Raw genomic sequence first — 26916 nt, 5'->3', positions numbered from 1 at the left:
CGGCCGGCGTGACGAGCGTCCCCGGAGTCCTCCGGTGACCCGCACGGCCGTGGTCGGCGCGGGCATCGTGGGCCTGGCCGCCGCCCACGCCCTGCGGGCGCGCGGCACCGACGTGACCCTGTACGAGTCCGGGCCGCCCGGCGGCGGGCAGTCCGCCGGGCAGGGCCGGATCTTCCGGCACGCCCACGAGGACCCCCGGCTGGTGGCGCTGGTCGCCCGCAGCCGGGCCCTGTGGCGGGAGTGGGAGCAGGAGTTCGGCGTCGAGCTGGTCTCCCCCGACGGCGCCGTGGCGATCGGGGACGGCGTCGAGGACAAGCTCCGCACCCTGGAGCCGTTCGAGGACGTCCCCGTGCGGGGCCTGTCGCCCGAGGAGCTGCACGAGCGGCTGCCGCTGCTGGCCGACTGGGCCGGTCCGGCGATGCTCGACGTCCGCGGCGGTGCCATCCGCACCCTCGCCGCCGTCGCGGCGCTGTCGCGCCGGCTCGAGGAGTCGATGCTGCGCGAGCACGTGCTCGCTCTCCGGCGCACGGGCACGGGGTCGGTGGAGGTGCGCACCGGGACCACCTGCGAGACCTACGACCACGTGGTGCTGTGCGCCGGCCGGGGCACCGCTCCGCTGGCCCGCGGCGCCGGGCTCGACCTGCCCGTGGAGGTGGGCGCCCACGTCCGCCTCACGTTCGCCCTGGCTCCGGACGGACCGGCCCTTCACAGTTCGGTCCCGGACGGAGCGCCCTCCGGTGCCGCCCGAGGCCTGCCGACCTTCCAGGACGGCAGCGGGGCCTTCGGCGAGACCGGCGTGTACGCCGCGCCGTATCCGGACGGCCGCCACTTCTCGGTGGGCCTCAGCGCCGACACGCCCGCCCACCCGGACGGCGGCCTCGCCGATCCCGCGGCGCTCGCCGCCCTGGCCGACCGGACCGTGTCCTACGTGCGGCGCGCCCTGCCCGGCCTGGACCCGCGCCCGGTGGACCACGTGCACTGCTGGGTCACCCGGCTGCCCTGGGGCGACGACGGCGTGGGGATCTGGTCCGAGGACGGGCTCACCGCCCTCGCCGGGCACAACCTGTTCAAGCAGGCCCCCGCGCTCGGCGAGGCGCTCGCCGGGACCGTGCTGACCGGCACGGTCCCCGGCCACCTCCACCACGGGGAGCGGCTGGGCCGCTCGGCCGGCTGAGCGGGTCCGTTAGCGCGTCCGAGCGGGCGCCTAGCCTGGAACGTGTCGGAGGTCACACCGCGCCGTGTCCGGGTCCCGGACGCCGTGGCGGGCCCCCGGCGGCACCGCTGCACCCGCTCCCCGGAAGGACCCTCGCCATGACCACGCACACCGAACCCTGGCCGGCTGGCACGCCCTGCTGGGTGGACCTGATGGCCTCCGACCTGGGCCGCACCCAGGCCTTCTACCGCGACGTGCTCGGCTGGACCTACTCCGAGTCCCAGCCCGAGTACGGCGGCTACTGCAACGCGCTGCTCGGCGGGCGGGCCGTCGCCGGGCTCTCCCCCACCATGGAGGGCATGGAGGACGCCCCGCACGTCTGGTCGGTCTATCTGGCCACCGAGGACATCTCCGCCCACGCCGCCCGGGCGGTCGAGGCCGGGGCCACCCCGGTGTTCGAGCCCATGGAGGTCGGGGCCTTCGGCTCCATGGGGATGTGGGTCGACCGCACCGGGGCGGCCTTCGGCATGTGGCAGGCCCGCGAGCACACCGGCTTCGGGGCGTACGGGGAGCCCGGCGCGGTGGTCTGGTGCGATCTCATGACCGGTGATCCCGCCGCCGCCCAGGGCTTCTACGCCGCGGTCTTCGGCTACGCCTACCAGGACATCGGCGACGACCGGATGCCCTACGCCCTGTTCACCGTTCCCGGCGGGCAGATGCCCGCCGGCGGCATCGGCGGTCTCGACCCCGCGGCCGGTGACGCCCGGCCCGGATGGTCGGTCGCGTTCCAGGTCGAGGACGTCGACGCCGCCGTGCGCCGCGTGCGCGAGGCCGGGGGGTCGGTCACCCAGGAGCCCTCCGACTTCGAGTACGGGCGGATGGCGGCCGTCGCGGGACCCGACCGGGAGGTCTTCGTGCTGATGACCCCGAAGGAGGAGATGTAACCCCCCTGCCGGGGCGCCTCAGCCCCGGTCGAGGCGTCCCAGCGCCGCGGCGACCGGGCGGGCGCCGGCCAGACCGGGCAGCGCGGCAAGGTGCTCGTCGATCACCAGCAGGTCGGCATGGGCGGCCGGGTCCGCGTACAGCCGGCTGACCCACGCCCGGTGCGGCCCGGGGTCGCCGTAGCGGGTGCCGGGCCACCGCCACCGGACCGCCCCGGAGCGGGCGAGCCGGCGCGCGCTCGCGCTGCGGGCCAGTCGCGCTCCGGCCTCCTCGGCGAAGAACGCCAGGTGCCGCTCCTTCAGCCGCACGATCTCCCGGACCGTGCCGGCCAGCCGGGGCTCGACGGCCCCCAGCCGCCGATAGACCGCGGCGAGCACGGCGGTGTCGAGTCCTCCGGTGACCATCTGGGCGCCGGTGGTCTCGGCGCCCAGCAGGTTGCTGGAGACCGCCCCGAGCGCGGGCCGGGCCCGTTCGTCCCAGGTCCGCCGGGCCCGGCCGAGGGGCGTGTCGGCGGGCTCCCGGGCCGTGCGGCCGTTGGCGGCCAGGACCGCTCCCAGGGTCTCGGCGAGCCAGTGCTGCTCGTAGGCCCATGCGGTGAGGAAGGCCGTCACCCGGGCCTCGGCGTGGGTGGGGGTGACCAGCAGGTCCCGCAGCCGGTCCAGCAGGCCGCGCTCGACGCACCACAGGTGCGCCAGCACCTCCAGGGCCCCGGGGGCGAGGTCGCTCAGGGCCTGGAGGTCGAGGTCGGCCGGGCGCAGCGCGTGCGGGTCGCGCGCGTAGGCGCGCACGTCGAACCGGGGCGCGCGCACATCGGACCGGGGGCCGTCCACCGCGGAGGTGCTGCTCGCGCTCACGCGGCCACGCCCCGGGCGTCCAGGGCGTCGGCCACCACCGTCAGTCCCTCCATGCCGGGCAGCTTCGCGATCTGGCGGTCGATGGCGTCGACCTCCCGGCGGCCCTCGGCCCCGGCGAAGAGGTGGCCCATGACGTGGGTGACCTCCTCCTCGGGCGAGACCCCGGAGCCGACCGGCTGCCAGGCGGTGCGCAGGGCCAGGCGGGCGAGCTTCTGCGCCTTCGGGTTGTCCTGCAGCCGGGCCCGGGCCTGGGTGGTGTAGAACGCGATGTGCTTGGTCTCCTGCGCGGCGATGCGCCGCAGCAGCGGGGCGAGCACGGGGTGGTCCTCGAGCGCGGCCAGGCGCCGGTAGGCGGCGGCCGCGGACCGCTCGTTCACCGCGCCCCAGAGCATGTGCACGGCGACGAAGTCGGTGCCCACGATGTTGGACAGCAGCGACTGCTTCACCGGGTTGATGCGGTCACGCCAGCCGAGCTTGACCCGCTTGGCCTTGAGCTCGTCGAAGGCCACGGTGATCCCGTGCAGGGACAGCACGTGGGCGAGGGCCTCCCCGTGCCAGAACTCCTCCCGGTTCCACATGGTCATGAAGGTGCTGACCTCGGGGTCCTTGCGGGAGGGGCTGACGAGCATGTCCCGCAGGTAGCAGACGGTGTGGAACTCGACGTCGCACATGTACCGCAGCGTGCGCAGCGTCTCCGGGGGCAGTGGGTCCTCGCGCAGGGCCTCGAGCCCCAGGTCCTCCCAGTGCAGACTGGTGGACTCCTCGGCGAACCGGTCGATGTCGAAGGCCATGACGCCTCTTTCTCCTCCTCGATGGGGTGGTCTCGTGAGGATGTTCGGCGCCGGGGCGGCATCGGATGGGTGGGGCCCTCCACGGCGTGGACCTCGAGGTCCGGGTCGGGGAGGTGCCCTGGATGGAGCGGATCTCCCCTTCCACTGGTACATCGGCGCCGAACCGCTGACCACCGGTGTCGACTGGTCCGGTCTGAGGCTGCTGGCCGCGCCGGCGGTCCTGGCGGCGCTCGGCGGCGCCGTCGCCTTCGACCGGCGCGACCTCATGGCCTGATCCACGGGCCGGTCCCGGCGCGCCTCCGGGCGTTCGGACCGGCACGACATCCCCGCAGCCCCGCGCGCAGGGACGTCTCCGCCGTCAGGCCAGGGGAACCCGTGCCCGGACGTCGCCCAGCCCACGGGCGAGCACGAGCTCCCCGCCCCCGGCCAGGGGTGCCCAGGTGCCGGCGGCGTCGTCCCAGCGGCGGAGCAGCCGGTCGTCGCAGCGCACCCTGACGACGGCCGTGGCCCCGCTGGGGAGGTCCACCCCCTGGTAGCCGATCAGGCGGATCGGCTGGTCGTCCTCGGCCGGGTCCAGGTAGACCTGCACGGTCTCCCGCGACGCCCGGGACGAGGTGTTCGTGAGCTCGACGTCCACCACCGGCCCGTCCTCGCCCGCCCGGGCCCGGACGGTCCCGTACTCCCAGGTGCCGTAGCCCAGGCCGTGCCCGAACCAGAACAGCGGGGCGGGGGCGTGCCCGGCGTGGTAGCCGCGGTGGCCGATGAACGTGCCGTCCTCGTAGCTCAGTGCCCGGTCGCCGTCCGGGACCACGTCCCACGCCGGGGCCGCCCCGTCCGCGGCGGGCCAGGAGGTGACCAGTCGCCCGGTGGGCTCGAGCGCGCCGGTCAGGGCGGCGGCCACGGCGTGTCCTCCCTCCTGGCCCGGCAGCCCGGCCACCAGCACCGCGTCCACCTGGTCCAGCCAGGGCATGAGCACGGGGGTGGCGGCGTTGACGACGACCACGGTCCGCTCGGCGGCGGCGGCCACGCGTCGCACGAGCTCGTCCTGGCGCCCGGGCAGGGCGAGGGTCGTCTTGTCGGCGGCCTCGGTCTCCTGCTCCTCGGTCAGGCCGACGACGACGACGGCGGTGCCGGCGGCGGTCGCCGCGGTCTCGGCGGCGGCGAGCAGGTCGTCGTCGGGGCGCGGGGCCGGGGCGGCCACCAGGGCCGTCATGCCCGCCGTGGTCATCTGCAGCAGGTGGCTCTCCTCGGTCAGTCCCAGGCCCGGATCGCCCAGGAGCACCTCCCGCCAGTCGACCGGGGCCGGCGCCACGGTGGCCGTGAGGATGGCCGCGGCCGGCAGCTCCACGGTCTCGGCGAAGGCCGGCGGGCGCAGCATCGCCTCGCCCGGGTCCTGCCCCTCGAGGCGCAGCTCGGCCGACAGCTCCTGCCCCTCCGCCACCAGGTCCCAGCGCCCGGTGCCGACGGCGCCCAGCCGCACCGGTCCCGCGTCGTTGGCCAGGACGGTGGTGAGCACCGCGGTGGCCGGGACCTCGCCGAGGTCGTCGTGCCCGTCGAGCGAGATCGCCGGGGAGTCGGAGTGGTACCGGGTGAGCTCGGTGCCGCCGGCGCCGAGCAGCACCACCTGCATCCCGGGGGTTCCGGTCGCCGGATCCGTGAGGAAGGCGGGGTCCGCGGGGACCGGGCGGGTCCGCACGGCCGGTCCGTCGGCCACGTGCACGCGGTCCCCGAGCAGCGCGGCCAGCCCCTCGGCGATCGTGGACAGGTAGGGCGGGTTCACGACCGCCGAGCCCCCTCCCATGTCCACGGTGTCGATCGCGTGCCGTCCGATCAGCGCCACGTCCTGGCCGGCATCCCCCTCCACGGCCAGGGGGAGGACGCCGTCGTTCGCCACGACCGTCATGCCCCGGGCGGCGATCCGGCGCAGCTGTTCCTTCCGTTGCGGGGAGTCCACCGCGGGCAGGTCCTGCGCCCACGGGCGGGGCTGCCGCCCCGGCGGGGTGAGCCCGCCGACCCTCTCGGCCAGGCGCAGCAGCCGCAGCACGTGGTCGTCGATCGTCTCCTCGGCGACCTCACCGGCCCGGACCGCGGTCACGAGGCGCTCGCCCCAGGGCCCGCCGGGGCCGGGCATGACGAGGTCCAGGCCGCCGTCGACGGAGGCGGCGGTGCGCTTGGTGGCGAACCAGTCGCTCATGATCAGCCCGTCCCAGCCCCACTCGCCCTTGACGATCCCGTTCTGGACGTGGTCGTGCTCCGTGGCCGCCACCCCGTTGACGTCGTTGTAGGCGGCCATCATCGACCAGGCGCCCGCGTCCTGGACCGCCATCTCGAAGGGCAGCAGGTACAGCTCGCGCAGTGCGGTCTCCGGGACCCGGGAGTCCATGAAGTTGCGCAGCGTCTCGGACTCGTTGGCCACCAGGTGCTTCAGGCAGGCGGCGGTCCCGCGCTCCTGCATGCCGCGCACGTAGGCGCTCGCTGTGCGCCCGGTGAGGTACGGGTCCTCGGAGTAGGCCTCGAACAGCCGCCCGCCCAGCGGGGTCCGGTGCAGGTTGATCGTGGGACCGAGGACCACGTGGATGTGCTGGCGCTGGGCCTCCTCGGCCAGCATCCGCCCCACCTCCTCGGCGATCCCGTCGTCGAAGGCCCCGGCGATCAGGGTCGCGCTGGGGAAGAGGGCCACGGCGTCCCCACCGACGAAGGTCAGCCCTCGGACGCCGGTGGGACCGTCCGAGAAGGCCAGGGCTGCCAGGCCGATCCTCTCGTTGCCGGGCAGGGTGAAGGCGGTCTCACCGGTGAGCAGGTGGACCTTCTCCGCCAGGGAGAGCCGGTCGACGAGCTCCGTGAGGCGGGTGGCCCGGTCGGAGGTCCGGGTGGCGTCGGTCATGGTGGTGTCGCTTTCTCCCGGGGTGTCCTCCTCACCGTGCCACAGATCGTTCACGACCGGCGGGCGGGGCTGAGCAACCGCGGCTCGTAGCGGACGGGGTCGAACGTCCGGGCCACGAGGTCCCGCAGGGCCTCCAGGGTGCCGGAGAGGATGCCGGCGGCCCGCAGCTGGACCAGGACGTTGCCGATCGCGGTGGCCTCCACGGGACCGGCGTGCACGGTGCGGCCGGTGCGATCGGCGGTGAGCTGGCACAGCAGCGCGTTCTGCGACCCGCCGCCCACCACGTGCACGGTGCGGATGCTCCGCCCGGACAGCCGCTCGGCCTGCTCGATCGTGGTGGCGTAGGCCGCGGCCAGGGACTCCAGGATCGAGCGCACCACCTCGGCGCGGCCGCGCGGGGGCTCGACGTCGTGCTCCCGGCACCAGGCGGTGATGCGGGCGGGCATGTCCCCCGGGGCGGTGAAGCGGTCGTCGGTGGCGTCGAAGACGGCCACCGGACGGGTCACGGCGGCGGCCTCGGCGAGCAGGGCCGCGAGGTCGCTGCTGCGCTGGGCGTCGGTGGCGCCGGGCCCGTCCCAGGTGCGCATGGACTCGGTGAGCAGCCACAGCCCCGAGACGTTCTTCAGGTAGCGGACCCGCCCGTCCACCCCGCCCTCGTTGGTGAAGTTCGCCGCCCGGCTCTCCTCGCCGAGCACCGGGGCCTCCAGCTCGATGCCGACCAGCGACCAGGTCCCGGAGGAGATGAAGGCAGCGTCCTCGGCGGTGCTCGGCACGGCGGCCACGGCGGAGGCGGTGTCGTGGGAGCCGACGGCGGTGACCGGCAGGCCCGGGCCCGCGCCGAGCTCGGCCGCCACCGCCGGCAGCAGCTCGCCGATCGTGGTGCCGGGGGCGACGACGGGGGCGAGCAGCTCCCGGGCGAAGCCGAGCTCGTCCAGCAGCCCGGTGTCCCACTGCCCGGTGCGGGCGTCGAGCAGGCCGGTGGTGGAGGCGTTGGTGGCCTCGGCGACCTGCTGCCCGGTGAGCCAGTAGGCGACGAGGTCGGGGATCAGCAGGGCCCGGTCGGCCACGGCCAGGTCCCCGGCGAGCCGGTCGGCGGCGAGCTGGTAGACCGTGTTGAACGGCAGGTGCTGCAGCCCGTTGCGCCGGTACAGCTCCTCCCGCCCCACCCGGGCGTGCACGTCCGCCACCCCGGCGGCGGTGCGCTCGTCCCGGTAGTGGTAGGGCACCCCGAGCATCCGCCCGTGGCGCAGCAGCGCGTAGTCCACCGCCCAGGAGTCGACGCCGACGGAGACGACGTCGTCCTCCTGGCGGAGGGCCCGGGCCAGCCCGGCGGTCAGGGACCGGTGGAGCTCGGTGATGTTCCAGTGCAGCCCGGCCCGGTCCCCCTCGTGCAGGCGCACGGGCTGGTTGGGGAAGCGGGCCACGTGGCGCATCCGGAGCCGCCCGTCCACGAGGCCGCCGAGGATCACGCGCCCGCTGGTGGCCCCGAGGTCGACGGCGGCGACCGCCGCGGTGGTGCGCACCGGGCTCACCGGAGGAAGGCGGCGGCCACGCCGGCGTCGACGGGCACGTGCAGGCCGGTGGTGTGGGAGAAGTCGGCGGTGCACAGGGCGAAGACCGCGTTGGCGACGTTCTCGGGCAGCACCTCCCGCTTGAGCAGGGTGCGCTGGGCGTAGTACGCGCCCAGCTCCTCCTCCGGCACGCCGTAGACCGCGGCGCGCTTGGCGCCCCAGCCGCCGGCGAAGATCCCGGAGCCGCGCACCACGCCGTCGGGGTTGATGCCGTTGACCTTGATCCCGTGCTCGCCCAGCTCGGCGGCGAGCAGCCGGACCTGGTGGGCCTGGTCGGCCTTGGTGGCGGAGTAGGCGATGTTGTTGGGCCCGGCGAAGATCGAGTTCTTCGAGGAGATGTAGACGATGTCCCCGCCCAGCCCCTGGGCGATGAGCACGCGGGCCGCGTTCTTGGAGACCAGGAAGGAGCCCTTGGCCATCACGTCGTGCTGCAGGTCCCAGTCCTTCTCGGTGGTCTCCAGCAACGGCTTGGACAGCGACAGGCCGGCGTTGTTGACCACCAGGTCCAGCCCGCCGAAGGCCAGGACGGCGTCGGCGATCGCGGCCTGCACGGCGGCCTCGTCCGAGACGTCGACGGCGACGCCGACGGCCACGTCGGTCCCGCCGAGCTCCGCGGCCGCGGCGCGGGCCTTCTCGGCGTCCAGGTCGGCGATGACCACGCAGGCGCCCTCGGCGGCCAGGCGGGTGGCGATGGCCCTGCCGATGCCCGAGGCCGCCCCGGTGACCAGGGCGATCCGGGTGGCCAGCGGCTGGGGCGCGGGCATGCGCCGGAGCTTGGCCTCCTCCAGGGCCCAGTACTCGATGCGGAACTTCTCGGCCTCGTCGATCGGGGCGTAGGCGGAGATGCCCTCGGCCCCGCGCATGACGTTGATCGCGTTGAGGTAGAACTCCCCGGCCACCCGGGCGGTCTGCTTGTCCTTGCCGAAGGAGAACATGCCCACCCCGGGGACGAGCACGATCGCCGGGTCCGCCCCGCGGATCGCGGGCGAGTCCGGGCCGGCGTGGCGGTCGTAGTAGGCCTGGTAGTCGGCGCGGTAGGCCTCGTGCAGCTCCTTCAGCCGAGCGACGCAGTCCTCGACCGGGGCGCCGGCGGGCAGGTCCAGGACCAGGGGCTTGACCTTGGTGCGCAGGAAGTGGTCCGGGCAGGAGGTGCCCAGTGCGGCCAGGCGCGGGTGCTCGGCGGCGGCGAGGAACTCCAGCACCCGGGCGTCGTCGGTGAAGTGGCCCACCTGCGGGCGGTCGGCGGAGGCCAGCCCTCGGATCACGGGGGCCAGGGCCGCGGCCTTGGCCCGGCGCTGCTCCTCCGGCAGCGCCCGGTAGCCGTCCAGGACCGGCCCGAAGGGCTCGGCCGGGGAGTGGGCGTCGATGTAGGCCTCGGCGGTGTCGATGATCCACCCGGAGTGGGTCTCGGCCTCCTCCGAGGTCTCGCCCCAGGCGGTGATGCCGTGCCCGCCGAGGATGCACCCGATCGCCTCCGGGTTCGCGTCCTTGATCGCCGCGATGTCCAGGCCCAGCTGGAAGCCGGGGCGGCGCCAGGGCACCCACACGACCTTCCCGCCGAAGATCTCGCCGGTGAGCCGCTCCCCGTCGGCGGCGGTGGCGACCGCGATGCCGGAGTCGGGGTGCAGGTGGTCCACGTGCGCGGCCTCGACCAGCCCGTGCATGGCCGTGTCGATGGACGGCGCCGCCCCGCCCGCCCCGTGCAGGCAGTAGTCGAAGGCCGCGACCATCTCGTCCTCGTGCTCGACCCCGCGGTAGACACCGGTCAGCGCGCGGACCCGGTCCAGCCGCAACGCGGCGAGGCCCTTCTCCGTGAGGGTGCCGAGGTCCCCGCCGGAGCCCTTGACCCACAGCAGCTCGACGCCCTCGCCCGTGACGGGATCGGTCGCGGTGCCCTTGGCGGAGGTGTTCCCACCGGCGTAGTTGGTGTTCTTCGGGTCCGCGCCGAGCCGGTTGGAGCGGGCGATCAGGTCGGCGACGACGGAGTGCGTGGTGGTCTGCATGATCAGGTGTCTCTCTGCGAGGTGGTGTGCAGGGGGGTGAGGTCAGGAGGCCCAGGAGGCCTGGGTGCCGCCGACGCGCTCGGCGGCCAGGCGCTGCTGGTGCCCGGAGGCGGCGTAGGCGGCCATCGGGTCCGCCGGCAGGCCGCGGGCCTCGCGCCATTCCGCCAGGGCGGGGCGGACGTCGGTGTAGAAGGCGTCCATCAGGACCTGGTGGGCGCCGAGCACGTCGCCGGCCTCCTGGGCGGCGGTCAGGGCCACCCGGTCCAGCAGCAGGGCGCGGGCGGTCATCTCCTGGACGTTGAGCACCGAGCGGATCTGGCCGGGGATCTTCTCCTCCACGTTGTGGCACTGGTCGAGCATGAAGGCCACGCCCGAGTCCGGGTCCAGGGCCCCGCCGCGGATCACCTCGACCATGATGCGGAAGAGCTGGAACGGGTCCGCCGCGCCCACGATGAGGTCGTCGTCGGCGTAGTTGCGGGAGTTGAAGTCGAAGGAGCCGAGCTTCCCGAGCCGCAGCAGCTGCATCACGATGAACTCGATGTTGGTGCCCGGCGCGTGGTGGCCGGTGTCCAGGCAGACCAGCGCCCGCTCCCCGAGGGCGGTGACCTGGGCGCAGGCCGTCCCCCAGTCCGGCACGTCGGTGTGGTAGAACGCCGGCTCGAAGAACTTGTACTCCAGCACCAGCCGCTGCTCCGCCCCGACCTGGGCGTAGATCTCGGCCAGCGACTCCGCCAGCCGGTCCTGGCGTCCGCGCAGGTCCTGCTGGCCGGCGTAGTTGGAGCCGTCGGCCAGCCAGATCTTCAGGTCCCGCGAGCCGGTCCCGGTCATGATCTCGAGGCACCGCAGGTGGTGGTCGACGGCCTTCCGGCGCACCGCGGGGTCCGAGTGGGTCAGGGAGCCGAACTTGTAGGCGTCGTCCTGGAAGGTGTTGGAGTTGACCGTGCCCAGGGCCACCCCCTGGTCGGCCGCGTACCGGGCCAGGGCCCCGTAGTCGTCCACCTGGTCCCACGGGATGTGCAGGGCGACGGTCGGGGCCAGTCCGGTGAACCGGTGCACCGTGGCGGCGTCGGCGATCTTCTCCTCGACCGTGCGCGGGGTGCCCGGGGTGGAGAAGACCTTGAATCGGGTCCCCGAGTTGCCGAACGCCCACGAGGGCAGCTCGATGGCCTGGGCGGCCAGCTGGGGCGCGATGTCGTCGAATGCAGTCATGGGCTTCACATCTTCCGTGCGGGGATCGGGGGCGCGACCGGGACGGCGGCATGGGAACGTATTGAATCGTTTCATGACGATAAGCGGTGATCCGTGTCACGTCAAGGCCCATCAAAAGGGATGGTGGCGAGCCCCTGCTCCTTCACGCAAGGTATCACCGGAGAAAACTGCGACGAAAGTATTGAAACGACTCAAACTGTGACTACGATGGCCCGGTACTGAGAGGCACCTCACATGCCGCGGTCGGCCGGACGTCAGCTCTGCCCCGCGGAGCATCACCGCCTCTCGTCCCCGGCCGGCCGTTCCCACGGCCCCACCACGAAGGAGTCCCGCATGGGCGCCCACCCGTCCGCCGTGACGCTGCAGGAGCTGATCGAGCTGCCCGAGGAGATCACCCGCACCCGCCGGTGCTTCCTCCTCCACGTCCGCCCCGAGAAGCTCGCCGAGTACGTCGAGGTGCACCAGCAGGTCTGGCCCACGATGCTCGCCGCCCTCCGGGAGACCGGCTGGCGCAACTACTCCCTGTTCCTGCACCCGGAGGACGGGCTTGTCGTGGGCTGCTTCGAGGCCGACGACGTCGCGGCCGCCCAGGCGCTCATGGACGACCACCCGGTCAACGCGCGCTGGCAGGCCGAGATGGCCCAGTACTTCGTCGAGGGATCGCACCCCGAACCGCTCCTCCAGTACTTCCACCTGGCCTGAGCCGGGACCACCCGCACGGCACCGCCGTCACCGTCACCGTCACCGTCACCGTCACCGTCACCGAAGGATCACCCATGACCACCACGAAGCTCGGGGGCTGGAAGGCCACCATCGCGGTCTCCATGTCCAACTACATCGAAGCCGGGTCCATCATCGCGCTGGCCACCAGCCTGAGCCTGTGGCAGGAGTACTTCGGCTTCACGAACCTCGCCGTCGGCCTCGTGGCCGCGCTCAGCGCCAACGCCTTCGGCGCGGCCCTCGGCGCGCTGATCGGCGGGCCGCTCGGCGACCGGTACGGGCGCAAGTTCATCTACACCTACGATCTGATCCTGTACATGATCGGCACCGCCTTCGTGATCTTCGCCGTGGCGCCGTGGATGCTGGTGCTCGGCGTGGTCCTGACCGGCATCGCCGTGGGCGCCGGCGTCCCCGTGGCCTGGACCTACATCGCCGAGGAGGCGCCGTCCGAGGCCCGGGCGAAGCACGTGGGCACCGCCCAGTTCGCGTGGTCCCTGGCCCCGGCGCTGGTGTTCCTGTTCGCCACCTTCGTGGTGCCGCTGGGACTGCTGGGCACCCGCATCGTCTTCGCCCACCTGTTCGTGGTCGCCTTCGTCACCTGGTGGGTCCGCCGGGGCCTCTCCGAGTCCCACACCTGGAAGAAGTCCGACGAGGAGCGGCGCGCCTCGGAGGCCACCGGGATCAAGCGGCGCAACTACCGCGAGCTGCTCACCAACCGCACCAACCTCAAGGCGCTGCTCTTCCTCGTGGGCGTGTACGCGCTGTGGAACCTCGTCGCGGGGCAGATGGGCATCTTCATGCCGCGGGTGTACGAGACCGCCGGCGTCGAGTCGGCCACCCAGCAGAACCTGCTCCAGGTGCTGCTGTGGAGCTTCACGGTGCTGGCCACCTGGTTCGGCTTCATGCGCTACGGCGACCGGGTCGACCGGCGCCTGCTCTACGGCATCGGGGCGCTCCTGGGGATCGCCGCCTGGGTGCTGCTGGTCTTCGCCCACGTCACCATGCCGGTGCTGATCCTCTTCGCCGTGCTCTGGGGCGTGTCCGCCGGCATCGGCGCCCAGGCGTTCTACGCCCTGTGGGCCGCGGAGATGTTCGCGACCCGCTACCGTGCCAGCGCGCAGGGCGTGCTGTTCTTCGTCGCCCGCATCGTCGTGGGCCTGCTCAGCTACTGGTTCCCCACCCTGCTCGCCGAGCACGGCGTGCCCTTCGTGGGCATGATCATGATCGGCGCCCTGCTGGTCGCGCTGCTCGTCGGCGTGATCGGCGCCCCGGACACCCGCGGCAAGAGCCTGGAGCAGATCGAGGAGGACCGCTACGGGACGCCCGCCTCCCGGCCGGCCCAGCCGGTGGGCTGAGACCGGCGCACCCCAGCGACACCACCGCGCCGAGGGACCGCGGCCCACCCGCGCGCCGGGCACGCCGGGCGGCCGGATCGGTAGAATCGGGGACCTGGACAGTTCCGAGGGAAAGTGACGACGTGACCCCTGCGCGACCGGCGGTGAGCATCAAGGAGGTGGCCCGGGAGGCCGGGGTGTCCATCGGCACCGTCTCCAACGTCCTCAACCGACCCGAGGTGGTCTCCGAGGACCGCCGCCGCCGCGTGCTCCGGGTCATCGAGGACCTGGGCTACGTCCGCAACGACGTCGCGCGCCAGCTCAAGGCCGGCCGCTCGCGCACCGTGGGGCTCGTGGTGCAGGACTCGGCCAACCCGTTCTACAACGAGATCGCCCTGGGCGCGGAGACGGCCGCCGAGCGTCTGGGCCAGGCCGTGATCATCGGCAACGCGGGGCTCTCCCCCGAGCGGGAGAGCCTGTACCTGGACCTGTTCGAGGAGCAGCGGGTCCGGGGCGTGCTCGTCACCCCCCAGACCCCGGAGCGGGCCCGCGTCGACGTCCTGCGCTCCCGCGGCACCCCGGTGGTGCTGGTGGACGAGCACGCGGCTCCCAGCGAGTACTGCTCGCTGGCCGTGGACGACGTCGAGGGCGGGCGCGCGGCCGTGGCGCACCTGCTGGGGACGAGCCGTCGACGGATCGCCTACGTGGGCGGCCCCGACTCCCTGCACCAGGTCCGCGACCGCCGGGCGGGGGCGCAGCGGGCGGCCGAGGCCGTGCCCGGCGCGTCCCTGGAGTCCTTCGGCACCACCGCCCTGACGGTGCTGGAGGGACGCCGGGTCGGCGAGCAGATCCTCGAGCTCCCACCGGGGCGACGCCCCGAGGCCGTGTTCGCCGCCAACGACCTGCTGGCGCTCGGGCTGCTGCAGGCCTTCGCGTTCACCCACCGCGTCCGGGTGCCCGAGGACATCGCGCTCATCGGCTACGACGACATCGACTTCGCGACCTCGGCGATCGTCCCGCTCTCCTCGATCCGCCAGCCCGCCCGGCTGATCGGGCGCACGGCCGTGGAGCTGCTGGAGGACGAGATCACCGACCCCGGTCACCACCACCGCCACGTGAGCTTCCAGCCCGAGCTCGTCGTCCGGGACTCCACCCGTCCTACGGCCTGAGCCGCCGAGCGCCCCGCCCGGGCCCCTGGAGCCGCGTGGGCCCAGGAGTCACGCGGGCGCGAGCCGGTGCCGCAGCATCTCTGCTCCGTCTCCCGTCAGCCGGTCCAGCCCGGCGCGGCGGCCCGTGAGCAGGAGCAGCAGCGCGGCGGCCGGTCCCCGGATCTCGGGGCCCTCGCCCGCGACCCAGGAGACGTCGGTGGCGACGAGCCGGAAGCCCTCCAGCGGCAGGTGCCGGAACACCCGCGCCGTGCGCGTGCCCCCGGTGGACCGCACGCGCTCCGCGGCGACGGCCGCGGCCTCCGGGGGCATCTCGAGCTCCAGGCCCAGCGGCACGGCGATGTCCTGGCCGTGCACCAGGATGTCGGTCAGCGTCTCGAGGCTGGTCACACCCACGTTGTGCCGCCGGGAGCCCACCGTGGCGCGGATTCCCGCGACCAGGCGGTCCGCCGGACGGCGGGCACGGTCACGGGCGGACTCGAGGATGACGTGGTTGAGGCCGCCCGGGTGCCGCAGCCCGGACAGCAGCGCGGCGCCGAGGCCCCGCTGCTGCAGCGTCAGGTGGGCGGCGACGTCCCGCACCGTCCATCCCTCGCACAGCGACGTGTGGTCCCACTGCTCCCTGGAGAGCCCGGCGAGCAGGTCCGCCGTGCGCCGGCGCTGAAGATCGATCACGGCCCAGACGTCGTCGTCGCTCATCGGGCCGGTCGTGCTGTTCTTCCGGACCGTGCTCATGGTCCTGCCTCCTCACCCGCGGACGGGGCCGCCACCGGGCCCCTCGTGTCCACCGGATGACCCGATTATAGTTCGTTCATAGGACTATTTCGAGGGGCGGGCATGACAGGACAGCTCAACATCGGGGTGCTCATGTTCATCGCGCACCGTTCGGCGGAGAACCGGATCGTGGAGGCGGTGCGTCGGGCCGGCTACACGGACCTCACCGTGCCGCAGGCGCGCATCCTGGCGCGGATCGGCCCGGACGGGACCCGCCTGTCCGAGCTGGCCGAGCAGGCGCAGGTGGCCAAGCAGACGGCCACGGTGCTGGTGGACCGGCTCGAGCGCGCGGGCTACGTGGAGCGCACGGTCGACCCCCGCGACGCCCGGGCCCGGTTGGTGCGGATCGCGGGCCGGGGAATGGAGCTCGTGCCGATCGTCCGTGCGGAGGAGGCCCGGATCGAGGCGGAGTGGAGTGCGCACCTGGGCGGACGGAGGATGCGCCAGCTGCGCGAGGCGCTCACAGCACTGCGCGAGATCACCGACCCGCACGCGGGGCCGGAGGCGCAGGGGTGAGGCTCAGGCCTCCTTGGGGATGATGATCCACAGGGCGATGTAGACCAGCTCCCCCACGCCCACCAGGCCGAAGACGATGAAGCCCAGCCGCAGGAGGAACTTCGGCAGTCCGAAGCGGGCCGCCAGGGCCGCGCAGACGCCGGCGATGAGCTTGCCGTTGCGGGGGCGGACCAGAGAAGTGTTCATGCCCGGATCCTACCAACGCACCCCGGGACACGCCCGGGGGCGGGACCGTCCGGTCCGGGCGGAACGGACGGCCCCGGGCCGGCGTCAGAGGTCGACGACGCCCTTGTCGCCCTTGATCGTGTCGCCGGTGACCTTGGACTTCACGAGGTTGGCCACCTGGGTGACCTTGCCGCCGCCGGGGGTGTCCCAGTACTCGGCGGAGCGGCCGGTGACCTCGATGAGGATGTTGTTCGGGTTCTCCGGCCCGCCCTCGAGCCAGGAGCCGGTGAAGCTGTCCCACAGCTCCTTGAGCTTGGCCTCGTCGTTGAGCACCAGCGCCGTCCCGGTCAGCGAGACCCAGGCGCCGTCCCCGGCGTAGGCGACGTTCACGGCCGGCCGCTGCTGCAGGTCCTGGACCTGGTCCGAGGTGCGCTCGGCGATGAAGTACACGGTGCCGTCGAAGTCCACGTCCTGCGTGGCCATCGGCTTGGAGATCAGGTTCCCGTGCTCGTCCGCGTGGGTGAGCATGGCGATCCGGGTGTCCTTGATGAGCTGGCGCACCTTGGCGGTGCCGTTGTCCTGGTCGGTCATGGGGAGGTCCCTTCTTCGGTGGACTGCTGACGGTGTTCGACTGCTGAACTGCGGTCCGCGGCGCGGAGGGCCAGTCTATGAACCCGGGGCGCGTCGCACGAGGGGCGGGCCGGCGAACGGCCCCGGCCGGGCCGCGAGGAGGACCGCCGCTGCGACCCTTCCTACCGGCCCTCCGGCGCCTCGGCGGCGGCCGGGACCACCGCGTTGCGCGCGGTGGAGACCGGCAGGTTCACGGGGCACGCCATCTGCCCGGCGAGGCGGTGGACCACGGCGAACGCGCTCAGGGCGAGCGCCAGCACCCCCAGCCACGGCTGGACGGGCGCGAACCACGTCAGGGCCCCGGTGGAGCCGAGGGCCAGCAGCGCGAGCTTGTTGCAGACCGGGCAGCCCACGGCGAACCAGGCGGCGAACGTGCCGACCGCGCCCAGCCGGGCGCTGCGGCGCTCGCCGGACTCGACGGCCCGGGCCACGGTGGCTGCGGCGACGTCGTCGTCCCCGGGAAGCGGGGTGCCGCCGGCCACGGGGGACACGTAGGAGGCCACGAGGACACCGGTGAGCGCCGAGGTGGCGATCCAGACGGGGTAGTTCCACCACACGGGCGGGATCTCGCGGCTGAAGACGCCGTTGGGGATGAGCACGGTGGCGAGCCCCAGGACCAGGGCGGTGGCGAGCCCCGCGAGCACCGCGACGCCCCACTGGCGCGGACCCCACAGTCGGAGGGCCTGGGTGGCGGGGCGGAGGCGCTGCGTCATGGGCGGGGTGCCTTTCGGTGGGACGGGATGGTGCCCCCACTGTGTCGCGGATCGCGGTCCCGCACCAGCGCGGGGACCAGCCGCACCAGCACCACCATCCCCACCAGCTCGACCAGGGTCTGGGTGACGACGACGAACGGCGTCAGCGCGAGCCGCTCCGGCAGCGCCAGGGCCAGGGGGAGCACCACGAGGGAGTTGCGGGTGACCCCGCCGAAGACCAGGGCCCGGGAGACCGGCACGTCCAGGCGGGCGAGGCGGGCGGCCAGGATCCCGATCGGGACCATGAGCACCAGGAAGCCGGCGTAGAGCGGCACGACCGCCGCGAGGTCGGCCAGCTGCTCCCCCACCCCGCGCACCTGCGAGGCGATCACGGTGAACAGGGTCAGCGCCATGAGCGGCACCATCGCCGCGCCCGTCGCGGACTCCAGCCGCCGGGCCGCGGCGGAGCGGGACGCCGCCCGCTGCACGGCCGCCGCCGCGGCCAGGGGCAGCAGGATCAGGAGCACGAACGCCTCCGCGAAGGGGCCGAGCTCCACCAGGGCCACCGCCTCCGGGCCGGCGAGGAGCAGCAGGTGGACAGGCAGGAGCAGCATCTGCGCGAGCATCAGCAGCGGGGCGGCCGCCAGCAGCCGGTCGGCGGCGCCCCCGGCGAGGCCGGCGAAGACGATGACGTAGTCCACGCAGGGGGCCAGCAGCACGAGCAGCACGCCCAGCAGCAGGGCCTCGTGCCCGGCGACCGGCCGGGACAGCCCGAGGACCACGACCGGGACGACCACGAAGTTCACCACCAGCAGCGCCGCGAGGAAGCGGAGGTCCCCGAAGGCCCGGCCCAGTGCGGCGAACGGGACGGCCAGGAACGTGGCGAACAGCAGCAGCCCCAGGACCGGGGTGATGGCCGGGGCGAGCGCCGGCGCGCCGGGCACCGTCCAGCCCACGAGGACCGCGGCCGCGATGGCCACCAGGTACACGGCCACCTGGTGGCGCTCGGCCCGTGCGGCGGCTGTCGGTGCGTTCACCCGCCCAGCCTAGGGGCAGACCCTCCGGGGGGCGGCGGCCGTCGCCGGCCCGCACCCCCGATAGCCTGGTGGCATGCAAACGCACACGGCCCGCACGGAGGCCGCCCGGGTCGATGCCCTGCACGCCTTGAAGATCCTGGACACCCCCCGGGAGGAGCGCTACGACCGTGTGGTGCGCCTGGCCCAGGACGTCTTCGGGGTGAAGGCAGCGGCCGTGAACCTCATCGACGCCGACCGGCAGTTCACCAAGGCCGAGGCGGGACTGGACGGACTCGTCCACGCCACCCGCAGCGACTCGCTGTGTGCGCGCACGGTCGACCGGGACGCCCCGCTGATCGTCGCCGACGCGATGACCGAGCAGTGCTTCGCCGGCAGCTCGTTCGTCAGCGGGGACGACCCGGTGCGCTTCTACGCCGGCCACCCGCTGCACGCCCCCGGCGGTGAGCCGGTCGGGTCCCTGTGCCTGGTCGACAGCGTCCCGCGCGAGCTGGACGAGCGGGAGCGGCGCATCCTGGCGGAGATGGCCGGGTGGGTGGAGCGCGAGCTCGCGGCCCAGATGGAGCTGGACCGGGCCGAACAGATCCAGCAGATGCTCATGCCCCGCACCGGGCTGGTCACCCCCGCGGTCGAGGCCGCCGGCCGATGCCTGCCGGCGCGGTCCATCGGCGGGGACTTCTACGACTGGATGGTCCTGGGCGACGAGGTGCAGGCGATGGTCACCGACGTGATGGGCAAGGGCATCCCCGCCGCCCTGATGTCCGCCTCCGCGCGCGCCGTGCTGCGCGGGACGTTCCAGTACAACCCCCCTGCGGAGGCCATGAAGCGGGCGGCCGGGGCGCTGACCCCGCTGCTGGAGGAGGCGGGGGCGTTCATCACCGCCTTCATCGCCCGGGTGCACACCGGGACCGGGGAGACGAGCTACATCGACGCCGGCCACGGCCTGGCGCTGATCCTGTCCCCGGACGGCGCCCACCGCCGGCTGATCTCCTCGGGCCCGCCCCTGGGGGTCGTGGCCGAGTGGATCTGGGACGTGCACACCACCACGCTGCTGCCCGGGCAGACCCTGCTGGTGGTCTCCGACGGCTACCTGGACTTCTTCGACGACCTCGAGGCGGCCATCGAGACCGCCGCAGCCCTCAACACACTGGCCGGCACCGCCGAAGAGCTCGTGATGCTGTGCAGCGACTACGCCGGCACCTCCGGCGCCGATGACGACACGACCGTCCTCGCGCTCCGGCGCACCGCCTGAGCACCCACCGGCCGCTGTGCCCGGTCCGAGGGCTCACCCCACGTGCCGGCAGGCGGGCTCGCTCGTGTAGGTGAGGACCACCTCGTCGTCCTCGGGGCGTTCCCGGGAGGAGCGGTGGCTGACGGCGGTCAGCACCGCGGTGATGACCTCCTCGTCGTCCTCGGGGCGTTCCCGCTCCGAACTGCGGCTGCCGGGGGGACGCCCGGCGCTATCGGCCGGTGCGGCGCCGCGCCGGGGCTGCTCCCGGGGCAGGACCTGGAACCCTCGAACGCTGGTCCCGATCGTCTGCGGTGCGGGCGGTGCGGGCGGTGTCGATCCGGAGTGGATGCTGGTCGTCGTGGTCATCGCGCTTCCCTACTTCGTCGTAGTGGTGTGCTCGGTGGTGTCGTGCTGTGCCCGGCCGGTGTCCGCCCATGCTGGGCGTGGCGCTTCCGGTGGAGTGCCCCGCTTCCCGGACGCCCTGGACCGTCGCGGGGCCCGCGGATCCCGGCGGTCCGGGTGGAACCGGGCGCGCCGGTGGACGCCGAGGAGTCCGGGAGTCGCAGACGGCGCGCTGGTGGGGATTCGCCTCTGCCCGCAGGTGGACCTGAGACTAGCGACCCGGACCACGGACCGGAACCGCTCGGCGAAATATGTCGACGCATGGGGCGCGCGAAGGGCGAGAGCGCGCCGGGCGACCCGGGAGGACCGGTCAGGGGTTCCCGTCCGTCACCGGCCGGTGAGCCCGGTGAACCGGGCGAGAACCGACTCGGGCGCCCCGGTGGCGTCCACGACGGTCCAGCCCAGAGCCCCGGCGAGCTCCAGATAGGCCGCCCGGGCCGCGCGCAGGTACTCCAGCGACTCGTGGTCCTGCCCTCGGGCGAGGATCCGCGCACGGGCGGTCTCGGCCGGGACGTCGAGAACCACCACCACGGCCCCGCGCAGCGCCCTGACCGCCAGCCACGGCAGGACCCGGCCCGGCGGCAGACCCCGGACCTGCCGCAGCACCGACTGGCACACCAGGTGGCGATCGATCACCACCAGACCGTCCCGGTGTGCGGCACGCACCTGGGAGACCAGGACGTTGGCGGTGCGCACCACGGTCTCGAACCGGTCCGCCCACCGCAGCGGCACCTCCACCCCCCACCGCGCCGAGGTGCGTGCCAGCCAGCGGCGACCGGACCGGTTGCGCAGCACGACCGCCTCCCGCCCCGCCTCTTCCTCCGCCGCCACCAGTGCCGCGGCGGTGGTCGTCTTCCCGGCCCCGTCGACGCCCAGCAGCACCACGGTCCGTGCTCGGCGAGCCGGCAGGGCCCCGGGCCGCCGCCCCCTCCGGACCGCAGCGGGACGACCCCGGGTCCCCGTCATCGGACTGCTCCCGGTGCTGCTGGACAAGACACGGCGCACGGCCTTCCTGACCGTCGGAGGCTTCGCGGACGTCCCGCGGCGCGGCACGGGGACAGAAGCCTGGAGGTCCCCATCCAACCAGTCCCGGGAACCGGTGGGCTGATCGGTGCCCGCGTGGGGACAGCGTCCGCCGCCGCGCGGGCATCGTGGGGTGGACGCAGCGGGCTTCGGGGGTCGCCGGAGCGGCCCTCACGCTGACGTGCGATCGCCCTCCGTCAGCGTTCGCAGGAGGGGCTGGACGCGGTAGGGGATCTGCTCGCTGAGGGCCAGGGACGTCTCGGCGCGGAGGACTCCCCGGATCCGCAGGATCGAACGCAGGACGGCGTGCAGATCACGGGTCTCCCGCGCCGCCACCCGGCACCAGACGTCCCCGCGCCCCGAGATCTCGTGCACCTCCAGGACGTTGTCGATGCCGCGCAGGGCGGTGACGACGGCGTCGAGCTCCCGGTGGGTGACCTCGAGGGTGAGGAACGCCAGGACGTCGAAGCCCACGGAGGCCAGGTCGACGTCTCGACCGCCGGAGCGCAGCACCTCCCGGCGCTCGAGCCGGCGCATCCGCGAGACCACGGTGTTGCGGGCGACCCCGAGTGCGGCCGCCACCTCCCCGATCTGCGCCCGGGGGTACCGCAGGAGGTGCAGCAGCAGCCCGATGTCGACGGCGTCCAGTGTGGTCACGGTGGTCTCCCTGTCAGTGGTCCGCCTCCAACTTTTGATCAGCGTGATCAGTTCCGCAAGCATCTCGGTGGTGCCGGACTCAGTCTCCGGCAGACTGCGTGAGCACACTGCGCCGGCCACCCACGGCACAGCCCCGCAATCGCCGATCCCACCGGAAGGCCCGCGATGACCGTGTTCAACGAGCTGACCATGCGCTCCGGCGCCGGCGACGCAGGCCGGGGATGGAACGCGGGATCGCGCTCCCGCCTGGTGCTGACCATGTCCACGACGGCACTGCTGCTGGTGGGCGCCAACCTGGCCACCCCGCTGTACCCCGCGCTGCAGGAGCGCCTGGGGCTCGGCCCCTTCGCGGTGACGGTGGCGTTCTCCTCCTACGTCCTGGCCCTCATTGCCGGTCTCGTCCTCTACGGGCACTGGTCGGACCACATCGGGCGGCGCACTGCCCTGGTGCTGTCGGTCCTCGTGGGACTGGCCGGTGAGATCGTCTTCGCGACCGCCGGGGGTCTCGCCGGTCTCGTGACCGGTCGGGTCCTGCAGGGCGCAGCCGTCGCGATGGTGACCGGCGCCAGCAGCGCGGCGCTCCGGGAGCTCCTGCCCCACCGCCCGGAGTGGGCCGGCCGCTTCACCCTCCTGGCGTCGGCGGGCGGAGTGGCGGCAGGCCCCCTCCTGGGCGGGGCCCTGGGGCAGCTGCCCCACCCGACGACGACTCCCTTCGCCGTCCACTGCACCATGCTGATCGCCGTCCTGGTGCCGCTGTGGACCCTGCACGCCCGGCCGGCCATCGCCCCGGCCCCGGGATCGGCGGCCTTCAAGGCCCTGCGGCCGCGCCGTCTCCGCCTGCCGCCCGGGGTCCGCACGCGGTTCCAGCAGGCGGCCGCGGTCGGTTTCCTCAGCTTTGCGCTCTTCGGCTTCAGTCTCTCGCTGGCTCCGGGCTACTTCGCCCGAACGCTCGGGGTGAGCTCCCCGGCCGGGATCGGGGCGCTGGCGGCCCTCGTGCTCATCGGGTCCGCCGCGGCGCAGCTGGTGGGACGCCCCCGCGTCCAGGCCCTGCCCGGGGCGCTGGTGGGGATGGCCCTGGGCACGGCGCTGATCGGGGTGGCGGGCGCGCTGTCCAGCCTGCCGCTGCTGCTCCTCGCCGCCCTGTTCGCCGGGGCGGCCCAGGGCGTCGCGTTCCGCACGGCGTTCAACGAGCTGTCCGTGGCCGTTCCGGCCGCCGACAACGCCCGGGTGGTCAGCGCGGTCTACGTCGTGACCTATCTGGGCAGTGCCGTGCCGGTCCTGGGCCTCGGGGTCCTGGCCGGCGCGGTGGGCGTCCCCTCCTCCGTCCACTGGTTCGCGGGCACCCTGGCGGGCGCATGCCTGCTGCTGGCGGGAACCGTCCGGCTCCGGGCCCGTCTCGGCCCGCGGCGCGGACAGCGGGCCTGACCGGTCGGGGCACGAGGGACAGCACGCGGGGGACCGCCGTCAGGCGATGAGCACCGGCGGCGGCCGCAGGCGGCTCTTTCCTCGGGCGCGCCGAGCAGTCATCATCGTGGGACGACGGAGTCGCCGAGTGCGAAGGAGCACCAGCCATGTCACGGGCCCGCGTCCACAACTTCTCCATCTCCCTCGACGGCTTCGGCACCGGTGCAGGTCTGAGCCAGGACGCCCCCTTCGGGCACGCCGGACAGAGGCTGCACGAATGGATGATCGCCACCCGGTGGTGGGATCCCGGCGGCAGCGGTGGCGTGGACGACGCCTTCGCCCAGCTGCACGGTGTGGGGATCGGCGCCGAGATCATGGGGGCGGGGAAGTTCGGTCCTCCCGGGTGGCACGAGGACCCCGGGTGGAAGGGCTGGTGGGGTCCCAACCCCCCGTTCCACACGCCCGTCTTCGTCCTCACCCACTCCCCGCGCCCCTCGATCGAGATGGAGGGCGGCACCGCGTTCCACTTCATCGACGCCTCGCCCGCAGAGGCGCTCGAGACGGCGCGCACGGCCGCCGACGGCCAGGACGTGCGCATCGGCGGGGGCCCCACCACGGTCCGCGACTTCCTGGCGGCCGGGCTCGTCGACCATCTGCACGTGGTGGTGGTCCCGATCCTGCTGGGCCGCGGCGTGGGCCTGTGGGAGGGGCTCGAGGGCCTGGAGGCGGACTACCGGGTCGAGGCCACCTCCTCGCCCCGTGGAGTCACCCACGTGACCTTCACCCGGACGAGCGCCTGAACCGCCCCGGCCGGCCCAGCGTGGTGATGACCGGCGTGTCGCCCGGGGCGGACCGATGGATCAGTGAGCGGGGAGTGCCCTGCCGATCTGCGGGTCGGGGCCGCGCCCGAGCCATCGGGCCACGGGGATGAGCACGATCAGGGCGAGGAAGCCGGCCAGCACCACCGTGGGCACGGCCAGGGAGTCCTCGAAGTTGGCGACCACCACCACGGTGGCAGCGCCCATGTTGCGCTGGGACGCCGAAATGCCCAGGACGGCCCCGGTTCCTGCCCTCCACGCTCCCAGGATCCATCCGAGGCCGAAGTTCAGGGCGATGAACGCCAGAATCGCCGCGATGGTTCCGGTGCCGACCAGCCCGGCCAGCTCGCGGTGGTCGGCGAGGAACTGGTTGGCCAGCATCACGACCATGGCGGCGAGGCTCAACCGCCCGACGGGCCGCTGGGCCAGGCTCGCAGCCGTCGGGGTGAACTGGCGCAGCAGCACCGCCCCGACCAGGGGCAGGAACATGGTCAGCAGCAGCACCGCGGCGATGGCTCCAGGAGCGACCTCGACTCCAGGGAGCAGCACGGGCAGCGCGACGGGCATGTAGCCGATGGTGGCCAGCAGCATGACCGCCAGCAACGACGAGGACACGGCCATGTCCGCACGCGCGAGCTTCGACAGTTTGAGCACGAAGGGCGCCCCCGCGGCGCAGGCCAGGACCATCAGGCCGATGCGGGCCTCCTGCGGGATGCCGAAGACCGTGATGACGGCGAAGGCCACGGCCGGAGCGATCACGAAATTGGCCGCCAGCCCCGCCAGCACCAGACGAGCATCCCTGAGGGGTGTGAGGAACTGCCGGACCGTGTGCCCCAGACCCACGGCGGCCATGCTGGTGACCGCGAAGAGCGGGACCGCCACGGCGGCCACGGCGTCGGTGACGGTCTGCAGGTCCATACCGCTCATTGTGAAGAGGAACCGCAGTGGAGTATTTTCAGATTTCCACCCAGTGGAAGAGGAGATCATGGCCGGCAACGCGACCACCCCGGGGCGTTCCGTTGCTTCTCGGGTCCTGGAGGTCCTGGGGTCCTTCGATCCCACACACACCAGACAGAGCCTGTCCCAGATCTCCCGGCGCAGCGGGATTCCGGTGGCCACCTGTCACCGGCTCTTGAAGGAGCTGTCGGGGTGGGGGGCGGTGAGCCGTCAGTCGGACGGCACGTACACGGTGGGTCCTCGCCTGGCCAAGCTGGGGATGCTCGCCCCGATCCAACGAGGGCTCCGTCAGGTGGCGGCTCCCTACATGCAGGATGTCCTCTTCGCCACGCGTCAGGTGGTCAACCTCTTCGTGCTGGACGGGACGGAGGCGCTGCTGCTGGATCGGATCGCGGGCACTCATGTCGGCTCCCCGATCGCCCGCCCCGGCGACAAGCTGCCGTTGCACACCAGCGCCGGCGGGAAAGTGCTGCTGGCCTACGGGCCCGCCGAGCTGTGGGAGACCTGCACCCAGGCGCTCGTGCGGGAGACCTCACGCAGCATCGTGGACATGCCTCGGCTGGAGCAGGAGATGGCCGCGGTGCGGGGACGCGGGTATGCCACGACCGACGGGGAGCACTCCCTCGGCGCGCACGGGCTCGCGGTGCCGATCCGGGACGTCGAAGGCGAGGTGATCGCCGCTCTGGGCATCGTCACCCTGGCGAGGATCAAGGACTCTCAGCGCATTGTTCCGGCGCTGCAGGTGGCCTCCGCGGCGATCACCCGTTCGCTGGGAGTCCCCGCCTGACCTTCCCGCTCGCCGGATCAGGCGGGACTGGCTGCGGGGGCTTCCGCGGGAACGACGGCGTAGACCTCACCGGGACGTGCCACGCTGACGGGTCCGGCGTACTCGGCTGCGACACCGGCGGTCCACTCCGCGTCGGTGGCGACACCGGCCAGATGGGACAGCACGACCCTGGCAACCCCGGCCCGGGCAGCGACTCGGCCCACCCCGGCGGGAGTGGTGTGCGAGATCTCCTGGTGGTTGAGGAACTCCGGGCCGAAATCCCGTGCCCGGTAGAAGTCGAGGTTGACGGCTTCGTGCACCAACAGGTCCGCCCCGCCGGCCAGGGTGGACGTGTTGAGGCACTCCGTCGTGTCCCCCGAGACCACCACCGATCCGTAGGCGGTGTCGAAGCGGAAGGCGAAGGCCGGGAAGATCGGCGGGTGCTCCACGAGAATGGCGCTCACCCGCACGACCTCGTCCTCGTAGACCAGGAACGGGTCCATCCGGGGGGTGTGCTCCCCGTCGGCCCCCGCCGCGGAGGCCGGCAGCCCGATCTCCTCGACCTGCACGAGGTCGTACAGAGGCGGACGCCCCTCGTCGACGATCCGGACGTCGATGTCGTAGGAGTAGGCGCGCAGCACGTGCTCCACAAGACCCGCGACGCCGACCCCTCCGGCTCGGGGGTCGGCCGGGCCGGGGCCCAGGAGCTGCACCGGTTCGGTGAAGCCCTGCACCGGCCGGCCCCAGTTCCACAGCAGGTAGGCGGGGATCTCGGCCACGTGGTCCGAGTGCAGGTGGGTCACGAAGCAGGCCTTCAGGTTCTCCCCGCGCAGACCGGCCGCATGGGCGGCCCGGGTGACTCCGAGACCGAAGTCCACGAGGTAGAACCGGCCGTCGACGACGATGGCGGTCGCGATCCCAGGACACTCGGAGCGGATCGCGGGGCCGGCGGCGGTCCCGAGCGTGACCACGTGCAGCCCGCGGGCCTGGTCGAGGGGGGCGTCGAGGGCAACGCGGTCAGTCATGGGTGGGCCTTCCGATCGGACGCGGCCTGCACGGGCAGGCAGGTGAAGTGCTCCTACTCTGCCCGCGCCTCCCGGTCGGGAGAACGCGTGATTTTCACTGGCCGGAAAACGTCCTATGTGCTCCAGTTCACAGACTCCTAGATTCGCTGAGACACTTCACCACGGCCCGCACTCGCCGAGAGTGCACGACGGGAG

The 26916-nt window shown here is 73.4% G+C and carries 26 protein-coding genes and 1 pseudogene; 11 read left to right on the top strand and 16 right to left on the bottom strand.

Features of this window, described 5'->3' with window-relative positions; translation table 11 throughout:
• Window positions 1-34 precede the first annotated feature (34 nt).
• Complete coding sequence (locus AC6CH6_RS13090) at window positions 35-1174, top strand: NAD(P)/FAD-dependent oxidoreductase (RefSeq protein ID WP_498255456.1); 1140 nt, start codon at window positions 35-37, stop codon at window positions 1172-1174.
• 137 nt (window positions 1175-1311) lie between these two features.
• Window positions 1312-2097: a VOC family protein gene (locus AC6CH6_RS13085; protein WP_498255455.1), complete on the top strand. Its 786-nt coding sequence runs from the start codon at window positions 1312-1314 to the stop codon at window positions 2095-2097.
• Window positions 2098-2115: 18 nt separating this feature from the next.
• Here the strand turns inward: AC6CH6_RS13085 and AC6CH6_RS13080 are convergent, their stop codons facing one another.
• The 6 genes from AC6CH6_RS13080 to rhaI all read right to left on the bottom strand — a co-directional run bounded on the left by AC6CH6_RS13080 (window position 2116) and on the right by rhaI (window position 11407).
• Window positions 2116-2949 carry a hypothetical protein gene (locus tag AC6CH6_RS13080; protein WP_498255454.1) on the bottom strand — a complete coding sequence of 278 codons (834 nt, stop codon included), beginning with the start codon at window positions 2947-2949 and terminating at the stop codon, window positions 2116-2118.
• Window positions 2946-3740: a ferritin-like domain-containing protein gene (locus AC6CH6_RS13075; RefSeq protein WP_323632669.1), complete on the bottom strand. Its 795-nt coding sequence runs from the start codon at window positions 3738-3740 to the stop codon at window positions 2946-2948. Before AC6CH6_RS13075 ends, AC6CH6_RS13080 begins: the two co-directional genes overlap by 4 nt.
• A 358-nt stretch (window positions 3741-4098) precedes the next feature.
• The gene (locus AC6CH6_RS13070; protein WP_498255453.1) at window positions 4099-6624 is read right to left on the bottom strand and encodes a glycoside hydrolase family 3 protein; all 2526 of its coding nucleotides are present in this window, start codon (window positions 6622-6624) and stop codon (window positions 4099-4101) included.
• Window positions 6625-6674: 50 nt separating this feature from the next.
• Window positions 6675-8147, bottom strand: coding sequence for a rhamnulokinase (locus AC6CH6_RS13065; protein WP_498255452.1), 1473 nt, complete (start codon window positions 8145-8147; stop codon window positions 6675-6677).
• Between the two features lie 5 nt (window positions 8148-8152).
• Window positions 8153-10198 (bottom strand): bifunctional aldolase/short-chain dehydrogenase, encoded by a 2046-nt coding sequence (locus AC6CH6_RS13060; protein WP_498255451.1) that lies wholly within the window; start codon window positions 10196-10198, stop codon window positions 8153-8155.
• Between the two features lie 42 nt (window positions 10199-10240).
• A complete protein-coding gene (gene rhaI / locus AC6CH6_RS13055; protein WP_498255450.1) occupies window positions 10241-11407 on the bottom strand; it encodes an L-rhamnose isomerase in 1167 nt (388 codons plus the stop codon).
• Between the two features lie 333 nt (window positions 11408-11740).
• Between rhaI and AC6CH6_RS13050 the strand changes: the two genes are divergently transcribed.
• The 3 genes from AC6CH6_RS13050 (at window position 11741) to AC6CH6_RS13040 (ending at window position 14630) form a co-directional block, all read left to right on the top strand.
• Entirely contained in the window at window positions 11741-12109 is a 369-nt protein-coding gene (locus AC6CH6_RS13050) for an L-rhamnose mutarotase (protein WP_498255449.1), read from the top strand.
• Between the two features lie 74 nt (window positions 12110-12183).
• Window positions 12184-13482, top strand: a complete 1299-nt coding sequence (locus AC6CH6_RS13045; RefSeq protein WP_017834026.1) for an MFS transporter — start codon at window positions 12184-12186, stop codon at window positions 13480-13482.
• Window positions 13483-13604: 122 nt separating this feature from the next.
• Window positions 13605-14630: a LacI family DNA-binding transcriptional regulator gene (locus AC6CH6_RS13040; RefSeq protein WP_498255448.1), complete on the top strand. Its 1026-nt coding sequence runs from the start codon at window positions 13605-13607 to the stop codon at window positions 14628-14630.
• Between the two features lie 48 nt (window positions 14631-14678).
• On the opposite strand, the gene AC6CH6_RS13035 is transcribed toward AC6CH6_RS13040, so the two are convergent.
• Window positions 14679-15362 carry a maleylpyruvate isomerase family mycothiol-dependent enzyme gene (locus AC6CH6_RS13035; RefSeq protein WP_498255447.1) on the bottom strand — a complete coding sequence of 228 codons (684 nt, stop codon included), beginning with the start codon at window positions 15360-15362 and terminating at the stop codon, window positions 14679-14681.
• A 102-nt stretch (window positions 15363-15464) separates the two neighbouring features.
• Between AC6CH6_RS13035 and AC6CH6_RS13030 the strand changes: the two genes are divergently transcribed.
• Complete coding sequence (locus AC6CH6_RS13030; protein WP_498255446.1) at window positions 15465-15917, top strand: MarR family winged helix-turn-helix transcriptional regulator; 453 nt, start codon at window positions 15465-15467, stop codon at window positions 15915-15917.
• Between the two features lie 3 nt (window positions 15918-15920).
• Here AC6CH6_RS13030 and AC6CH6_RS13025 read toward each other — a convergent pair whose 3' ends face one another.
• From AC6CH6_RS13025 to AC6CH6_RS13010, 4 genes are all read right to left on the bottom strand, one after another.
• Complete coding sequence (locus tag AC6CH6_RS13025) at window positions 15921-16103, bottom strand: PspC domain-containing protein (protein WP_017834030.1); 183 nt, start codon at window positions 16101-16103, stop codon at window positions 15921-15923.
• An 84-nt stretch (window positions 16104-16187) separates the two neighbouring features.
• Entirely contained in the window at window positions 16188-16673 is a 486-nt protein-coding gene (locus tag AC6CH6_RS13020) for a pyridoxamine 5'-phosphate oxidase family protein (RefSeq protein ID WP_017834031.1), read from the bottom strand.
• 161 nt (window positions 16674-16834) lie between these two features.
• Window positions 16835-17425, bottom strand: coding sequence for a hypothetical protein (locus AC6CH6_RS13015; RefSeq protein ID WP_035925287.1), 591 nt, complete (start codon window positions 17423-17425; stop codon window positions 16835-16837).
• A complete protein-coding gene (locus AC6CH6_RS13010) occupies window positions 17422-18441 on the bottom strand; it encodes an arsenic resistance protein (protein WP_498255445.1) in 1020 nt (339 codons plus the stop codon). The genes AC6CH6_RS13015 and AC6CH6_RS13010 overlap by 4 nt, the downstream gene beginning before the upstream one ends.
• Window positions 18442-18514: 73 nt before the next feature.
• Between AC6CH6_RS13010 and AC6CH6_RS13005 the strand changes: the two genes are divergently transcribed.
• Complete coding sequence (locus AC6CH6_RS13005) at window positions 18515-19690, top strand: PP2C family protein-serine/threonine phosphatase (RefSeq protein ID WP_498255444.1); 1176 nt, start codon at window positions 18515-18517, stop codon at window positions 19688-19690.
• A gap of 33 nt (window positions 19691-19723) precedes the next feature.
• Here AC6CH6_RS13005 and AC6CH6_RS13000 read toward each other — a convergent pair whose 3' ends face one another.
• The 3 genes from AC6CH6_RS13000 to AC6CH6_RS12990 form a co-directional block, all read right to left on the bottom strand.
• Window positions 19724-20035 carry a hypothetical protein gene (locus AC6CH6_RS13000; RefSeq protein ID WP_498255443.1) on the bottom strand — a complete coding sequence of 104 codons (312 nt, stop codon included), beginning with the start codon at window positions 20033-20035 and terminating at the stop codon, window positions 19724-19726.
• A 363-nt stretch (window positions 20036-20398) separates the two neighbouring features.
• A complete protein-coding gene (locus AC6CH6_RS12995) occupies window positions 20399-20956 on the bottom strand; it encodes an AAA family ATPase (RefSeq protein ID WP_498255442.1) in 558 nt (185 codons plus the stop codon).
• 309 nt (window positions 20957-21265) lie between these two features.
• Window positions 21266-21751: an Lrp/AsnC family transcriptional regulator gene (locus AC6CH6_RS12990; RefSeq protein WP_368812123.1), complete on the bottom strand. Its 486-nt coding sequence runs from the start codon at window positions 21749-21751 to the stop codon at window positions 21266-21268.
• 165 nt (window positions 21752-21916) lie between these two features.
• Between AC6CH6_RS12990 and AC6CH6_RS12985 the strand changes: the two genes are divergently transcribed.
• On the top strand, window positions 21917-23176 hold the full coding sequence (locus AC6CH6_RS12985) for an MFS transporter (protein WP_498255441.1): 1260 nt from the start codon (window positions 21917-21919) through the stop codon (window positions 23174-23176).
• A 146-nt stretch (window positions 23177-23322) separates the two neighbouring features.
• The gene (locus tag AC6CH6_RS12980; RefSeq protein WP_498255440.1) at window positions 23323-23955 is read left to right on the top strand and encodes a dihydrofolate reductase family protein; all 633 of its coding nucleotides are present in this window, start codon (window positions 23323-23325) and stop codon (window positions 23953-23955) included.
• Between the two features lie 60 nt (window positions 23956-24015).
• On the opposite strand, the gene AC6CH6_RS12975 is transcribed toward AC6CH6_RS12980, so the two are convergent.
• Window positions 24016-24891 (bottom strand): bile acid:sodium symporter family protein, encoded by an 876-nt coding sequence (locus AC6CH6_RS12975; RefSeq protein WP_498255439.1) that lies wholly within the window; start codon window positions 24889-24891, stop codon window positions 24016-24018.
• On the opposite strand from AC6CH6_RS12975, the pseudogene AC6CH6_RS12970 reads away from it, so the two are divergent.
• Window positions 24824-25132: pseudogene (locus AC6CH6_RS12970) on the top strand (helix-turn-helix domain-containing protein); the annotation flags it as partial. The gene AC6CH6_RS12975 and the pseudogene AC6CH6_RS12970 sit on opposite strands and share 68 nt — an antisense overlap.
• Window positions 25133-25717, top strand: coding sequence for an IclR family transcriptional regulator (locus AC6CH6_RS12965; RefSeq protein WP_498255593.1), 585 nt, complete (start codon window positions 25133-25135; stop codon window positions 25715-25717).
• Between the two features lie 17 nt (window positions 25718-25734).
• Here the strand turns inward: AC6CH6_RS12965 and AC6CH6_RS12960 are convergent, their stop codons facing one another.
• Window positions 25735-26721, bottom strand: a complete 987-nt coding sequence (locus tag AC6CH6_RS12960; protein ID WP_498255438.1) for an MBL fold metallo-hydrolase — start codon at window positions 26719-26721, stop codon at window positions 25735-25737.
• Window positions 26722-26916: the final 195 nt, after the last annotated feature.

The organism is Kocuria sp. GQ42 (genome assembly GCF_059758435.1).
This window is presented reverse-complemented; position numbering and strand designations above follow the sequence as displayed.